The sequence below is a fragment of the Bradyrhizobium sp. 45 genome, assembly GCF_023073155.1.
Taxonomy (GTDB): Bacteria; Pseudomonadota; Alphaproteobacteria; order Rhizobiales; family Xanthobacteraceae; genus Bradyrhizobium; species Bradyrhizobium canariense_D.
The window spans coordinates 17,296-32,003 of record NZ_JADPIX010000010.1 but is presented as its reverse complement, the minus strand read 5'-3'; the positions used below and the strand labels follow the sequence as shown (position 1 = coordinate 32,003).

The following is a 14,708-nucleotide window of genomic DNA, read 5'->3' as shown; positions in this document are numbered from 1 at the left end:
GAGCCTGGAGTGCGGCGTTCCGATAGATGACAATCTCGGACTCGTCAGCCCTGCGAACTATCAACTTCGCCGTCGAGAAGCAAAGCGGCACGCCGAGTTCGTGGGCAACGTCTCGTTAGGCCTGATGCAGAGGCCGGGATCGGCCGACGTGCCGATAGTGTCGTTTTTCACGCGATCGCTTTTGCTGTTGAGGTCTTTGAAGGCGCTGCGACTTCATTTTTGTGATCAACCTAGACGAGCAATCCTTCCAGTTTCATAAGGAGCGGTTCTGCCATGGGCAATTTCTCTCAGAATGGATTGTTTGGTTAGCAAAGCCTTAGTGGAACTGATGATCGTTTAAAGTGGCCGGCCGCAGGGACGCGAGTTCGCATTGGGCCGCCTTCATGGTCCTCTGGTCGCCGAATGCGCCCGTGGAAGATGCGTTGACTGCTTGGTCGCCGGTGAGCATTAGTTGCGCCTCCTCGTATGGATTAAAGGCCGCGCCGGTCGCAAGGCCGTTCGCGTGATCTCAGGGGCCATCGGCGAGCTACCGCGTATGTCTGCTCAATGAAGCGCTTTGTTAAAAGGGCAGATCGCGAGCAAAGCATGCTGTTTCCGGCATCGCTCGATGACTATGTGACCGTGGATAATCCAGTGCGGCGGTCGACGTGTTCGTCGAGAGTCTAGATCTCGGCAAGCTCGGGTTCATCGGCGTCCAGCCATGGGCCGACCCAGCCATCACCCGGGTACGATGCTCAAGCTTACATCTACGGCTATCTTAATTAGGTTCCGTCGAGCTGACGCTTGGAGCGGGAATGCCAGCGCAATATCGAGATGATCTGGTTGACTGGCCAGCTGGCGCCGGATTTCAAGACGATCTTTAAGTTCCGCAAGGACAATGGCAAGGCCATTCGTGAGGTCTGTCGCGAGTTCGTAGCGTTGTGCCGAAAGCTTGAGCTGTTCAGTGCGGCGGGCATCGCCATCGACGGGTCAAAATTCAAGGCCGTCAATTCGCGGGACAAAAACCTCGCAGGGGCCAAGATGAAGAGGCATGAGCACGGAAGCGAAAGGGCGTCTAAATCGCGTTGAAGCAGGTAGGGGCACCGGATGGCCACAATGGATCGCCGATGGGCTAGCATATGAATCGGAAAGGCCGGCTCTGGAATTTGGCTTGCCCGGAAACGCAGCCGCACCGGAAGCCGACGAGCGGCGCAACATCCGAATCTTGAGTCGGGTTGCAAAAACCTGATACTCAACAGCCTGCGGCGAACCGCGGGCTGTTTGTTTCGGCGGCGGGTGCACTGCTTCTCGTTACGCCGCAGGCGCCCCGAACCACCTCGTCAGCGCGTCCGCAAGTCCGTGATGACTTTGATCTCTCACCCAGGCCACGTGCCCGTCCGGCCGCACCAGCACGGCGCTTGGTACTGCGACTTGTCCGATGTTCGGAAGCTCCCAGGCGCCGTCGTGTTCGACATCCACTGTTTTGATGCGATCAGCCCATGGTGCGGTATCGAAGCTATTCTTCTCGCCAAAATTGAACAGCAAGCCCCGCGCGTCGTGCAGCAGCGTGAATAGTCGCAGCGGACGCCCTTCGACTGTCAAATCGAGATCGGGGATGCGGCGCCCGAGCAGTGCGTGTCCTTTGCCGAGATCATAGTGCACGTCGAGCCCGCTCATCATCGCGCCAAAACGCTTACGCGGCTCGTCCATGCCGAGCAGTTCGGAGACGACCTCACGCGCGGCCTTGAGGCCGTCCTCGCCGCGGCGGAGCAAGGCGATTTGCGCCATGGTGTTGCGCAAGGTCCGCGCGCCGACGGGATGGCGCTCGGCATGGTAGGTGTCGAGCAGGGTTTCGGGCGATAGGCCCTTGACCACTTGCGCGAGCTTCCAGCCGAGATTGACGGCGTCCTGCACGCCGGTGTTGAGGCCTTGTCCGCCGACGGAGTGATGGATATGCGCGGCATCGCCGGCGAGCAGCACGCGTCCGCTGCGATAGGACGCGGCCTGCCGTGCCGCATCGGTGAAGCGGGAGATCCAGGACGGGTTTTGGAGCCCGAAGTCGGTGCCGTATACGGCGACGAGGGCTTCGCTGAGATCGCGGGGGCCGGGCGCGCCCGTGCGATCGAGCGTCGCTTCGGTCACGACCACCAGCACGCGCCCACTCGCGGTCTTGCTGAGGCCGTGAAAGCCGAGCGCGTCGTGGCGCAGGCCCCATTCCGGCTCCACTCGCATCTCGACTTCGGCCATGAGGTTGCTCAGCGTCGGACCTGTGCCGATGAAGTCGATGCCGGCGGCCTTGCGCACCAGGCTGCGGCCGCCGTCACAGCCGACCAGATAGTTTGCGCGCAAGGTCTCGCCGCCGGAGAGCGTCACGTCGATGCCGGTCTCGTCCTGCGCAAAACCCGTCACCTCGCGGTTGCGATAGATCGGCACCGCGAGCTCGCTGACCCAGTCAGCCAGGATGCGCTCGATGTGGCTCTGCCGCAGGGCGAGCCCGTAAGCGTGGCGGGTGGGGAGGTCGCTGATGTCGAGCCTGGTCCAGGCGAAGCCAGCGAGCTGGGTGATCTGTCCTTCGCGCAGGAAGCGATCCGCGACGCCGCGCTGGTCGAGGATCTCGATGCTGCGCGCGTGCAAGCCGCCGGCGCGCGTGCCTGTTAGCTCCTGGTCGGCGCGCCGTTCGACCACGGCGACGTCGACACGCGCGAGCGCGAGCTCCGCGGCCAGCATCAAGCCGGTCGGGCCAGCGCCGGCGATCACCACCGCGTGGTCTTTCACTTGGTCTTGCGCGTGGCGGGCGCCAGCCCCTTTGGCGTGGCCGCGCTTCCGGGACGTCGGAAGCAGTACAGGCATGTGATGACCCTTGGTGTTGAATGGTGCTCGGGTCGAGGGTTCTACGGCAGGGTCGGGGGCTTGAAGCAAGCCCGTTGCACACCACATATCTGAGTGGGGAGAGAGAATCCTTTGTCCGCGTTCGCCGCGTTGACACGTCGGGCAAAACACCGGCATAATGCCATCATCGAAAAAGAGTTTGGTTCAACCCGCGCGGACGCGATCCGCTGCGGGTTTTGTTTTGCGTTTTCTGGGCTTGCGACCTTCAGCAGATGCCGGTGGTCCGCTGCATGGTGCTGGCGAGTTCCTCGAACGAAAACGGCTTTCTGATCATGGGAAGGCCGTCGCGCCGGGGTTCACGCCCGGACAATTGCAGGATCTTCAGTTCCGGGCGGTCTCGCCTGGCCCGCTCGGCCAGTTCATGACCGTCCATGCCAGGCATGTTGATGTCGGTAATGAGGATGGAGATATCCTGGTTCTGCTTGAGCCGGTCGAGCGCATCGTGGCCGCTCCGGGCGCTGATGACTTCGCAGCCGAGATCTTCCAGCATGTCAACGATGACGTCGAGCACGCTGGGATCGTCGTCAACAACCAGTACGGTATGGCTCATCGCACAACGTTCCTTCTGAAGGAATAAACGCGGCCGCCGTGGCGTAAGTTCCGGCGAGATGCGCCCCGTCTGCGGAGCGGCCTAATCGTCCTTCGACAAATCGCCGGGCTTGGTGGGAAGGTCGATGGGGCCGCCCTCGCCATTCACGAGATCGCAGTCCTTGTCCTCCATGTCGCCGGCGTCCTCAACGACGGCTTCCTGCGTGTCCCGCTCCTTGTCGCTGCGCGGCTTTCGTCCAGGAAGATTTGGCGACGTGTTTTGTGAGGTCGTCTTGAGTGTCATCTGCCGGCCCTCCTGATCGCCTAACGCGGCTTAAGCGAATTCGTTCGTTTGACACGTCTGCGAAAACACTGGCAGAATGGCATCATCGAAACGAGTTTGGTTCACCCGCGCGGAAAGCTTCCGCCGCGGGTTTTTTCGTCTCGATCGAGATCGGACGGCCGCGGCGCGTTGCGGCCACGCACTCGTCGAACCTGGTGCGCCGCCGGCCGTACCATTGCTGGCCGCGTACGCGCGAACGTGCCGGCCCACGGCGCTGGGCCAGTGCTCGCGCCGCTGCGGTCTCCGGAGCCAATCTGGTTGTCTCCTACTTCGCTACGCGCGGCTTCGAGAACTTTGAAAGGATCATCAAGCGGTGAAGATGACAGATGATGAAGTCAGGGCGATGGTTGCCGAGATGCTGGCTGAGCAACATAGGCTTCAGCAGGCGAACTTTGATGCCATCGTATTGCGGACGGTGGCATCGGTGCTGGCGTCTTTCGGAATTGATAATGACGATCGAAAGGAGCTAAGGGCGGATTTTCAGCATCTGCGCCGATGGCGAACGAGCGTCGAGCAGGCGCAGAGCTACACGCTCAAGGCCGTGATTACGGTGATCGCCACCGGTCTGATGGGTGTGGTTGGGCTAAGCGTCAAGGTCGTGCTCGGCAAGTGAGTCTCAGCCGCGACGACATTGCTGCATTCCACTCACGTCGTCCTTACCCAACGGACCGTCTCATGCACAGAATTCGCATCGTCGATGCATCCGATGGCGACATCGCCGATACATTGGTTGACCTTCACCGGTTGACGTACTTCAATGCGGCTCCCTTGCCACAATTCAAGTTAGGGGCGTGGTGGCTTGCCTATCACGGCGCTGAGCCAGTAGCCTTCGCCGGTATCGTGCCGTCAACGCACATTCGAAATGGCGGTTATTTCTCCAGAGTCGGTGTGTTGCAGCGGCACCGGGGACGTGACCTCCAGTGCAGGCTGATGCGGGTGATCGAGGCAAGGGCACGGCGTACTGGACGGGACAGCATCGTCCCGGATACGACGGACAATCCGGTGTCTGCCAATAATTCATCCGGGCGGGCTATCGGCTCTTCGAACCCCATGTGCCCTGGGCTTGGCCGCATACGGTACTGGCGAAAGTGGCTTCGCTGAACGAGGAGCCAAGTTTCCCGTGGTGCGGAACGCGATTCACGCAACGCAAAAATGGTTCGCGCGAGATGAAGCGAAACACGGAACGTTCAAGGCCCGGCAGCTTGACAGCTGCCGGCCCTGTTTGCGTATTGAAGCGATGCGGGCGAAGGACTTGCGAAGTCCGCGGTGCCGGGCTTTAAGTTTGCTCCTGCGGAAAATTCGGCAACGATAAGCCGATGTAAGGGAGCGCCGTCGATGCCCACCAAGCCTCAATTGCCGGAACGTTCGTCGCGGGCGACGGGCGCGCCTACCGCGCTCGATGGTCTGCTGGTCGTCGATTTCACGCGTGTGGTTGCCGGCCCGGCCTGTACGCAGACGCTTGCTGATTTCGGCGCGCACGTCATCAAGATCGAGAATCCAGACGGAGGCGATGACACGCGTGCGTATGAACACGCCGAGATCGGTGGAGAGAGTGCTGCCTATCTGAGCCTCAATCGCAACAAGCGTGGCATCACGCTCGACCTTACCGTGCCGGAGGCTCGTGAGATCGCGCTGGATTTGATTCGCCAGGCCGACGTGGTCGTCGAGAACTTCTCCAGCGGAGTCATGAAGAAATTTGGCCTGGACTATGAAACTGTTGCGCCGCTCAATCCGCGGCTGGTCTATTGCTCGATCTCCGCCTACGGGCGCACCGGGCCGTTTGCATCGCGTCCCGGCTTTGATCCGATCACGCAGGCGGAAAGCGGCTTCATGTCGCTCAACGGATTTGCCGATGGCCCGGCGGTTCGCACCGGACCGCCCATCGTGGACATGGCGACGGGGATGTCTGCCTGCAACGCCATCCTGATGGCGCTGTTGGCGCGGGATCGGCTCGGTCGCGGCCAGCATGTCGAGGTCGCCCTGTTCGACGTCGCGATGGGCATGACCGGTTTCTATGGCATGGCCTATCTGATCAACGGCGAAAATCCCGGTCGGTTTGGTAATTCGCCGAGTGGCTCTCCTACCGTCGGCGTGTACGAGGCCTCCGATGGACCGCTTTACATGGCCTGCGCGAACGACCGGCTCTATCGCCGGCTCGTTGTTGAGGTGCTGAACCGGCCCGATCTCATCACCGATCCGCAGTTTGCAACGCGCAAAGCCCGCTCCGAGCACAAGGAACTTCTGCGAGCAGCCATCGCGGAGGTCTTTGCAAGCGATACCCTCGAGAACTGGATGGCGAAGATGAAGCTGGCCAATATCCCGGTCGGCTATCTCCGGACGGTCGAGGAGGGGTTCAATGCACCGGAGGCGCGAGAGCGCCATCGCTTGAACCGGATTCCACATCGTACGGCAGAGTGGGTCCCGAACATCGAGCCGCCGATTACCATGAGCTTGACCGGCTCGATTGATCCTGTGGCTGCTCCATTGCTGGGCGAGCATACGGAGCAGGTCTTGCGTGATACGCTCGGTTACGACGAGCGTCGGATATCGCAGTTCACCCAAAAGGGCGTTTTCGGGTCGGGCAAACCCTCGACGTCGGGCTGAGCCTGAAGGGCGATCCTACAGGCCAGGCCTCGCGCGGCTGGCGGACCATCGCTTGGCAATGCCGCCACCTTCGCTGTATCGCATCCTTCCCGCGCCTGTTCAGGACGGCCATACTCAGACAGCGCTGCCCCGGCTTGATTTGGCAAGGGTCTCGCCGCATAAATGCATGAAAGCGAGGGATACGAATGGCGCCTGGTCAAGAGCGGAGCGTGGGCCGGCCCGCAGCGGCGCAATCCGATGAACCTGCCCATGCGGCAATGATCGCGAAGGCCCGGGCGCTCGTCCCACGGCTGCGCGAGCGAGCGGCCCGGACAGAGGAGTTGCGGCATCTGCCGCCGGAAACGGAGAAGGATCTGCACGACGCCGGCCTGTTCCGGATGCTTCAGCCTAGGCGCATTGGCGGCGCCGAGCTCGATTATGTCGCCTTGATCGATTGCGCGGACCTGCTCGGACAAGCAGACGCCTCGGTGGCCTGGAATCTGGCCAATCTGGCGAGCCATCATTGGATGCTCGGCATGTTCGAACCGACGGCGCAGGATCTGGTCTGGAGTCGTGATCCGGACACGCTGATCGCGTCCTCGTTCATTTTTCCGGCCGGACGTGCCACGCGAGTTGAGGGCGGATACCGGCTCCACGGCAGCTGGCCGTTCTCCTCGGGCGTTGCCTCCTGCGCGTGGAACATGCTTGCAAGCGTCGTCTACTCCGACGATGAGGCAGACGGCATCGAGTATCGGATATTTCTGCTGCCGAAAGCCGACTACAAGGTCCTCGACACCTGGAATGTCGCGGGGCTGCGCGGGACCGGGTCCTGCGACGTGGAGGTCAGGGACGCTTTCGTGCCCGACGACATGACGGTCGCGGTCGGCGATCTTGACGGCGGTCCGACTCCGGGAAGCAAGCTCAATCCCAACCCGCTGTATGAGCTCCCCGTGTTCTCGCTGTTTCCCTACGTCCTCTCCGGCGTCGCGCTGGGGAACGCGCAGGCGTGTCTCGACGATTATGCGGAGGTCGTCCGTCATCGCATTTCTACCTACAACCACGCCAGGCTGAGCGACTTTCAAAGCACCCAGATCAAGATCGCCGAGGCCTCGGCGAAGATCGATGCTGCACGCTTGATCATGCGCTCGGCCTGTCTGAATGCCATGGAGGATGCAAGGCGGGGTCATATCCCCGATATGGCGACCAAGACCCGATATCGGCGCGACGGCGCTTTTTCAGTAAACTTCTGCACGGATGCGGTGTCGATGCTGTTTGCCGCGAGCGGAGCACGGGGCCTGTTCACGACGGGCGCGTTGCAGCGGCAGTTCCGCGATGCGCACGCGATCAACTCGCATCTCGCGTTCAATTTCGATGCGGCCGGGACCAATTATGGACGCGTGGCGCTGGGGCTGCCGTCCGAGAATCTCACGCTGTGAGGCCGGCCGATGAATGATCTGCCGAAGCAGCCGGCCGTTCCCGATCCGGCCAACGAACTCGCGAGCGACAGCTCGCCGATCGATCCCCGTGATTTTCGCAGCGCGCTCGGCACCTACGCCACGGGGGTGACGATCATCACGGCTGCGGCTCCTGATGGCAAGCCCTATGGCCTGACGTGCAATTCGTTCGCCTCGGTCTCGCTGAATCCCCCGCTGGTTCTTTGGAGTCTGGTCGTCTATTCCTCTAGTCTAACCACCTTCCAGAACGCCAGTCATTTCACGGTCAACGTTCTTGGCGTTTCGCAACAGGCGCTTGCGAGCAAATTCGCCAAGTCGTCTGATGACAAGTTCACCGGTGTCGGCTGGACGCCGGGCCTCGGCAACGCGCCGGTGCTCGCCGAGAGCGTCGCCAATTTTCAATGCCGCTCGGTCAATCGCTATTACGGCGGCGACCACGTGATCTTTCTCGGTGCGGTCGAGGCCTATACTTACAATGCGAAGGAGCCGCTGCTCTTCGCGCGCGGCGCGTTCGGCCGATTTCTCGCCGACGGCTAGCACAAGCAGTCACAGCCAGCGTGCTTCACTTCGCGCTCGACGGTTCAGCGCTCCCGGCCGAAAGCTGGTAGATTTCGAGCGCATCCGCGTCCGCGCCTCGCGCGGCCTTGGCGAGCCTGAAAAGTTGTCCTGCGAGCGAGGCCATGGGCACCGGCGTCGACGTCGACTGCGCGACGTCGACGACGGTATCGAGGTCCTTGAGCATCGTAGCGATATGACCAAGCGGCGGTGAGTGTATGCCCTGGACCATCCGCGGCACAAACAGCTGCAACGGAATGGAGTCCGCGAAGCCGCCGGCGAGGGCTTCGGGTAACCGGTTGGCATCGATTCCGGCGTTCACGGCAAGGCGTGTTGCCTCCGCAAGAACGGCCATCGCGCATCCGACGATCACCTGGTTGCATAGCTTTGTGGTCTGGCCGGCGCCGGTCGGGCCCATGTGGGTGAACCTGCGTGCCATGGCGAGCACGTAGGGGCGGACCCGCTCGATATCGCCTGCTTTTCCGCCGGCCATGATGGCAAGCGTGCCTTCCTCGGCCCCCTTGGTACCACCGGACACCGGCGCATCGATCCAGCCCGCGCCGTTCGCAGCTAACAATCGCGTTGCAAGGTCTCGTGCGGCGTCAGGATGGATCGACGAGAAGTCGACCACGAGCTTGCCCGCGCCGGGCGCAGTTGAGATGCTCTCGGGCCCGAAGATCACCTCTTCCACGGCAGCCGCATCCGTCACGCACATGAAGACGATGTCGGAGCTCTCCATCAAGTCGCGGGGGGTGGCTGCGCGCCTGGCACCCGCCTCGACGAGCGCGGCCGTCTTCCCTTCGGAACGGTTCCAGACAGTGACCTGATGGCCGGCCTTGAGCAGGCGCCGGCTCATCGGTGTCCCCATCAGCCCAAGGCCGAGATAGCCGAGCCGCTCGACGCCCTGCGGGTTTGTCTTGCTCGCTTCAGCCAAAGGTTGCCTCCATCTGTTGCTCCGCGACGCCGCGCGGTCGCTGCACTACCATACATGGCGTATCCCACGACGAAACCGCAGGGCCTGCATGGCTTGCTTGATTGTTTGAACCATGAAACATTTGCCACGGTCGGGTTGGATGGCGCCGGTCGGCGCCTGGGCAGCGGAGTGGGCACGATGCGAACCGTTTCGAAGTGGATCCTGGCTTTGGGGGCGGCAGCGGCCGTGAGCGCGAGCGCAGGCTCGTCATGGGCACAGCAGACAATTCGCGTCGGCTGGACGATTCCGGCCGAAGAATCCAAATACTGGATGATGCGCCGCCCGGCTGAGTTTCCCAACATCGGCAAGGCCTACAACATCGAATGGACCCAGTTTCAGGGCACCGCTCCGATGACGCAGGCCTTGGCGGCCGGCGCGCTGGATTGCGCGACCCAGGCGCCGCTGTCGCTCGCCAACGGCGTGGTTGGCGGCAACCTCAAGGCCTACATCGTGGCGCAGCATGTCTTCGAGAAGGCCGGTGGTTTCTCGGTCTACTGGGCTGTCATGGACGACTCCCCGATCAAGACGATCGCCGATCTCAAAGGCAAGACGGTCGGAATCTCCGTGATCGGCGGTGGCACCCAAGGCCCGTTCAATCTGTTGCTGAAGCAGAATGGCATCGATCCGGCCAAGGACATCAAGCTGGTCGAGGTCGGCTTTGCCGTCTCCGAAGATGCGTTGCGGCAGGGCCGCGTCGATGCGGTCAACATGAACCAGCCATTTGCCGCGCGCGCGGAGGCAAAGGGCGGCACGCGCAAACTGTTCTCGCTGTCGCAGGCGATGCCGAACATCGTGCACATTCTGGAAGCCTGCCGTGCCGATTTCGTCGACAAGAACCCGGAACTGGTGAAGGCTTACGTGCGTGACATTACCTCTGGCATGAAGAAAGCGCTGGCGAACCGCGAAGAGACGTTGAAGGTCGTCAACGAAGTCCTGAAAGCACCTATTCCGGTTCTCGAGACCTATCTGCTTAAGGACAACGATTTCGGCCGCGATCCGGGCGCGGCACCGAATTTCCCCGCGATCCAGAAGATGCTGGACATCTACGCGGAGACAGGGATGCTGCCAAAATTGGATGTCGCGCAATTCAAGCATTCGACGATTGTCGCTCCGCTGCAATAGGCGATCGGGCGAATGAACCGAGCGAGAACGTCGCCGCGTCCAGGATGATCCGGGACGTTGCATGAAGAAGATGCACGTATGAAGAAGCTCCGATCTCGGATCACGACGGATGGCCTCGACCGGGCTCCGCACCGCGCGTTCATGCGCGCCATGGGGCTCGACGACGCTGCGATTGCCAAGCCGATGGTCGGCGTCGTCAGCATGAAGGGCGAGCAGACGCCCTGCAACATGACGCACGACTTTCAGGTCGCAGCGGCCAAGACCGGTATCGAAGAGGCCGGCGGCACGCCGCGCGAGTTTTCGACCGTGTCGGTTTCCGACGGTATCAGCATGAATCACGAAGGGATGAAGTTCTCCCTTTTTTCGCGGGAGCTGATTGCCGACTCGATCGAAGCCGTCGTCCATGGTCTCGCCTACGATGCGCTGATCGGATACGGCGGATGCGACAAGACGCTTCCCGGCGTGATGATGGGCATGGTCCGGTGCAACGTCCCGTCCATTTTTATCTATGGCGGCAGCGCGCTGCCGGGCCGCATAGACGGGCGAACCCTCACCGTGCTCGACTCCTACGAGGCTGTCGGCAGCTTCATGACCGGAGAGATCGACGGCGCCACGCTCGAGCGGATCGAGCGCGCCTGCCTGCCGACCATCGGCGCGTGCGCCGGCCAATTCACTGCCAACACCATGGGGATGGTGTCGGAGGCGATGGGCCTCACCATTCCCAATGTGTCGATGGTGCCGGGTGTCTATGCCGAGCGCGCGCAGATATCCAGGCGGGCCGGCCGCCTCATCATGGAGATGCTGGAGCGCGGTGGGCCGTTGCCGCGCGACGTCGTGACGCGGAAATCCCTGGAAAACGGTGCGGCGATCGTGGCTGCCACGGGCGGTTCGACCAATGCTGCGCTGCATCTGCCGGCGATCGCGAACGAGGCCGGGATCGCATTCACGATCGACGATGTCGGCGAGGTTTTTGCCAGGACGCCGCTGATCGGAAACCTGCGGCCTGGAGGCAAATATACGGCGAAGGATGTCTACGACGTCGGCGGCGCTGCCGTGGTGATCCGGGAGCTGATCCAGAGCGGGCATATTGATGGCAGTTGCCTGTCGATCACGGGCCGTACGCTTGCCGAAGAATATAGCGCCTCCAACGCTCCTGACGGAGAGGTCGTTTACGCGGCTCGCGCGCCGATCATGCCAGATGGCGGTGTGGCAGTGCTGAAGGGAAACCTCTGCCCTGATGGCGCGGTGATCAAGGTCGCGGGGCTGAAGAGCCAATTGTTTGAAGGTGTGGCGCGCATCTTCGAAGACGAAGAGGCTTGTGTCGCAGCGGTTCGCGAACGCAGCTACAAGGCGGGCGATGTGCTCGTGATCCGCAACGAGGGACCGGTCGGCGGCCCCGGCATGCGCGAAATGCTCGGCGTCACCGCGCTGATCTATGGCCAGGGCATGGGCGAGAAGGTGGCCCTGATCACGGATGGACGGTTCTCCGGCGCCACCCGCGGAATGTGCGTGGGCTATGTGTCTCCCGAGGCCTTCATCGGCGGTCCGCTGGCGCTGGTACGCGATGGCGACAGGATCCGGATCGATGCCGCGAACCGGCGGATGGATATGCTGGTCGACGAGGAGGAACTCACTGCTCGCCGACACGATTGGAAGCCGCGTCCGCCTCGTCACCGTGCAGGCGCGCTAGCGAAATATGCCCGATTGGTTGGCCAGGCACCGGGCGGGGCCGTCACACATGAGGGGCCCGCAGAATGGCCCTGGTTCGGATGACGCGGCGAACCTGCCGGAAACAGCCACTGGTCTGGCAAGTTTCTTGCTAAGCTCGTGTCGCTGGCGGATGTTCAGCAAGCCTGTTGCGCAGGGTTCGCGAACGAAGTGAGACGGGATGAAGGTAGTGCCTTCGAGATCGAGCGAATGGGTGAGACCGGTGACGCCGCAAAAACCGGCTTCTGCAATCATCGAGATCGAGAGCGTCTCCCAGGTATTTCAGACCTCGGCGCGCAAGGATCATGTGGCGCTATCGGACATCTCTCTGGCGATCGAGGAGGGAGCCTTCGTCTCGATCCTTGGTCCGTCCGGCTGCGGCAAGTCGACATTGCTCTACGTTGTCGGCGGCTTCGTCAGCCCAACCAGCGGCTCTGCAAAGATCAGGGGACGGATAATCACGGGACCAGGGCCGGATCGCGGTCCGGTATTCCAGGAGTTCGCGTTGTTTCCGTGGAAGACCGTGCTGGGCAATGTGATGTATGGCCCTCGCCAGCAGGGCGTGCCCACCACCGAGGCGGAAGCGCAGAGCCGAGCTCTTATCGAAATGGTCGGGCTCAAGGGCTACGAGAATTTCTATCCCAAGGAGCTGTCCGGCGGCATGAAGCAGCGCGTGGCACTGGCTCGAACGCTGGCTTACCATCCTGAGGTTCTGTTGATGGACGAGCCTTTCGGCGCGCTCGATGCTCACACGCGAACGCGCCTGCAGAACGATCTGTTGAGTATCTGGGAGCGTGATCGCAAGACGGTGCTGTTCGTCACCCATTCGGTGGACGAAGCGGTTTTCCTGTCGGACAAGGTCGTGATGATGTCGAAATCCCCCGGCCGCATCCGTGAGGTGATCGACATCGATCTGCCGCGGCCGCGCCGCCGCAGCGAGCTGCTGCTCGACACTCGCTACCAGAAATACGTTGTCGACATCGAGCGGATGTTCGACGAGGTCGAAGATACGGGATCAGCGTCATGACATCGCTGACGGCCCTGGCCAAGCGTACCGCCCCGGTGTTTGCCTGCATCGGGCTTCTTGCGGCATGGCAGGTTGCATCACTCGCGCTAAAGAACGACAGCTTTCCGACGGCGATCGAGGCAATCCGCGCAATCCCGGACATCCTCGGAGACAAGGAAGCGCTGATCAACATCCTGGCCTCGCTCCGCCGCATGGCGGTCGGGTTTGGCATAGCGGTATCGGTTTCGATCCCGCTCGGCCTGTTGATGGGCCGCAGCCGGGCCGTCGCGGCCTTCTTCAATCCGCTCCTGATGGTGATCTACCCGGTGCCGAAGGCCGCCTTGATGCCGATCATCATGCTGTGGCTCGGCGTTGGTGACATCACGAAGACGCTGGTGATCTTCCTCGGCGTCAGCCTGCCCGTGATCTATCACAGCTTCGAGGGCGCCAAGGCGGTGGAAGAGAAGATGCTATGGTCGGGCGCGGCGATGGGGCTTTCGCCTGCGCAACGGCTGGTCCGGATCGTACTGCCGGCGGCGCTGCCGGAAATTCTGACCGGTTGCCGCACCGGACTCGTGCTGGCGCTGATCACGATGATCACCAGCGAGATGATCGCGCGTCAGTCCGGCGCCGGCAACATCCTGTTCAATGCACTCGACATGGGCCAATACGACACCGTCTTTGCGATGATCATCATCGTCGGCGCGATGGGAATCTGCCTGGATGCAATCTTCGAGCGGGTCCGCGCAAGGCTGGTGCGCTGGTCTGAACCGCAGTTCGATATGCCGCTGAGCTTCTCATGATGCCGCAGCTTCGCTCCACCAGCATCATCCTTGGGCTCGCGCCGATTGTGCTGGTGATCGCGCTGTGGCAGGGCCTTGTGTCATTTGGCTTTGCGCCTGCGGTGTTGCTGCCGCCGCCGGGATATGTCTTCGGCAGGTTGCTGCAGCAACTCGTGACATGGTCGTTTCAGCAGGAGATCGCGGCGACCCTGATCCGGTTGTTTGCCGGCTTCGCGATTGCGGTCGTGCTCGGTGTCAGCTTCGGCATCGCGGCCGCCGCCAGTCCGGCTATCAACGCCGTGGTCCGGCCGATCGTGCGCGTGCTCGCGCCCTTGCCCAAGGTCGCGCTCTATCCAGCATTGCTGCTGCTGCTCGGCTTCGGTCATGGATCGAAGATCACCCTGGTCGCGGCGGATGCACTCTTTCCCATTTTGTTGTCTACTTATTACGGCGCTTCAACGGTGGAGCAGAAGCTGATCTGGTCGGCCATGGCGGCGGGAACGCCGCGCTATCAGATCCTGTTCAAAGTGGTGCTGCCGGCCGCGATGCCGTCGATCCTGACCGGTTGCCGGATCGGCCTTGTCATTTCCTGCATCGTGGTGTTTCTGGCGGAGATGATCACGTCGAGCGACGGGCTCGGACATGTGCTCGTCACGGCGGCCCGGACCTTTCAGGCCGTCGACATGTTCGTGCCGCTGATCACGATCTCGCTGTTGGGCCTGATCCTCAATGGTCTGCTGGGGGCAGTGCGCGCGTATCTGCTGCGGGGTTTCCCCGAAGCATGAAC

13 protein-coding genes and 2 pseudogenes are annotated in these 14,708 nt (G+C 62.1%); 11 read left to right on the top strand and 4 right to left on the bottom strand.

What is annotated here, in order from left to right:
- Positions 1-546 precede the first annotated feature (546 nt).
- Positions 547-1,029 (top strand): annotated as a pseudogene (locus IVB42_RS01735) (transposase); the annotation flags it as partial.
- A 261-nt stretch (positions 1,030-1,290) separates the two neighbouring features.
- Here IVB42_RS01735 and IVB42_RS01730 read toward each other — a convergent pair.
- From IVB42_RS01730 to IVB42_RS01720, 3 genes are all read right to left on the bottom strand, one after another.
- Complete coding sequence (locus IVB42_RS01730) at positions 1,291-2,829, bottom strand: FAD-dependent monooxygenase (RefSeq protein WP_247369599.1); 1,539 nt, start codon at positions 2,827-2,829, stop codon at positions 1,291-1,293.
- Between the two features lie 244 nt (positions 2,830-3,073).
- Entirely contained in the window at positions 3,074-3,418 is a 345-nt protein-coding gene (locus tag IVB42_RS01725) for a response regulator (protein WP_085384639.1), read from the bottom strand.
- Between the two features lie 81 nt (positions 3,419-3,499).
- Positions 3,500-3,700 carry a hypothetical protein gene (locus IVB42_RS01720; protein WP_247361438.1) on the bottom strand — a complete coding sequence of 67 codons (201 nt, stop codon included), beginning with the start codon at positions 3,698-3,700 and terminating at the stop codon, positions 3,500-3,502.
- Positions 3,701-4,052: 352 nt separating this feature from the next.
- Between IVB42_RS01720 and IVB42_RS01715 the strand changes: the two genes are divergently transcribed.
- The 5 genes and pseudogenes from IVB42_RS01715 to IVB42_RS01695 all read left to right on the top strand — a co-directional run bounded on the left by IVB42_RS01715 (position 4,053) and on the right by IVB42_RS01695 (position 8,313).
- Positions 4,053-4,352 (top strand): hypothetical protein, encoded by a 300-nt coding sequence (locus IVB42_RS01715; RefSeq protein ID WP_085384722.1) that lies wholly within the window; start codon positions 4,053-4,055, stop codon positions 4,350-4,352.
- Between the two features lie 62 nt (positions 4,353-4,414).
- Positions 4,415-4,840: pseudogene (locus IVB42_RS01710) on the top strand (GNAT family N-acetyltransferase).
- A 234-nt stretch (positions 4,841-5,074) separates the two neighbouring features.
- Entirely contained in the window at positions 5,075-6,343 is a 1,269-nt protein-coding gene (locus IVB42_RS01705; protein ID WP_247469644.1) for a CoA transferase, read from the top strand.
- 185 nt (positions 6,344-6,528) lie between these two features.
- Positions 6,529-7,758: an acyl-CoA dehydrogenase family protein gene (locus tag IVB42_RS01700; RefSeq protein ID WP_247361443.1), complete on the top strand. Its 1,230-nt coding sequence runs from the start codon at positions 6,529-6,531 to the stop codon at positions 7,756-7,758.
- Positions 7,759-7,767: 9 nt separating this feature from the next.
- Positions 7,768-8,313: a flavin reductase family protein gene (locus tag IVB42_RS01695; RefSeq protein ID WP_247361445.1), complete on the top strand. Its 546-nt coding sequence runs from the start codon at positions 7,768-7,770 to the stop codon at positions 8,311-8,313.
- Positions 8,314-8,338: 25 nt separating this feature from the next.
- On the opposite strand, the gene IVB42_RS01690 is transcribed toward IVB42_RS01695, so the two are convergent.
- Complete coding sequence (locus IVB42_RS01690) at positions 8,339-9,265, bottom strand: NAD(P)-dependent oxidoreductase (protein WP_247469642.1); 927 nt, start codon at positions 9,263-9,265, stop codon at positions 8,339-8,341.
- Between the two features lie 177 nt (positions 9,266-9,442).
- Here IVB42_RS01690 and IVB42_RS01685 point away from each other — a divergent pair, with 177 nt between their 5' ends.
- The 5 genes from IVB42_RS01685 to IVB42_RS01665 all read left to right on the top strand — a co-directional run bounded on the left by IVB42_RS01685 (position 9,443) and on the right by IVB42_RS01665 (position 14,706).
- Complete coding sequence (locus IVB42_RS01685) at positions 9,443-10,426, top strand: ABC transporter substrate-binding protein (RefSeq protein WP_027566680.1); 984 nt, start codon at positions 9,443-9,445, stop codon at positions 10,424-10,426.
- A gap of 78 nt (positions 10,427-10,504) precedes the next feature.
- On the top strand, positions 10,505-12,199 hold the full coding sequence (gene ilvD / locus IVB42_RS01680) for a dihydroxy-acid dehydratase (protein WP_247469641.1): 1,695 nt from the start codon (positions 10,505-10,507) through the stop codon (positions 12,197-12,199).
- Between the two features lie 115 nt (positions 12,200-12,314).
- Entirely contained in the window at positions 12,315-13,160 is an 846-nt protein-coding gene (locus IVB42_RS01675; RefSeq protein ID WP_247361452.1) for an ABC transporter ATP-binding protein, read from the top strand.
- Entirely contained in the window at positions 13,157-13,942 is a 786-nt protein-coding gene (locus IVB42_RS01670; protein WP_247361454.1) for an ABC transporter permease, read from the top strand. The genes IVB42_RS01675 and IVB42_RS01670 overlap by 4 nt, the downstream gene beginning before the upstream one ends.
- Complete coding sequence (locus tag IVB42_RS01665) at positions 13,939-14,706, top strand: ABC transporter permease subunit (RefSeq protein WP_247361456.1); 768 nt, start codon at positions 13,939-13,941, stop codon at positions 14,704-14,706. The genes IVB42_RS01670 and IVB42_RS01665 overlap by 4 nt, the downstream gene beginning before the upstream one ends.
- Positions 14,707-14,708: the final 2 nt, after the last annotated feature.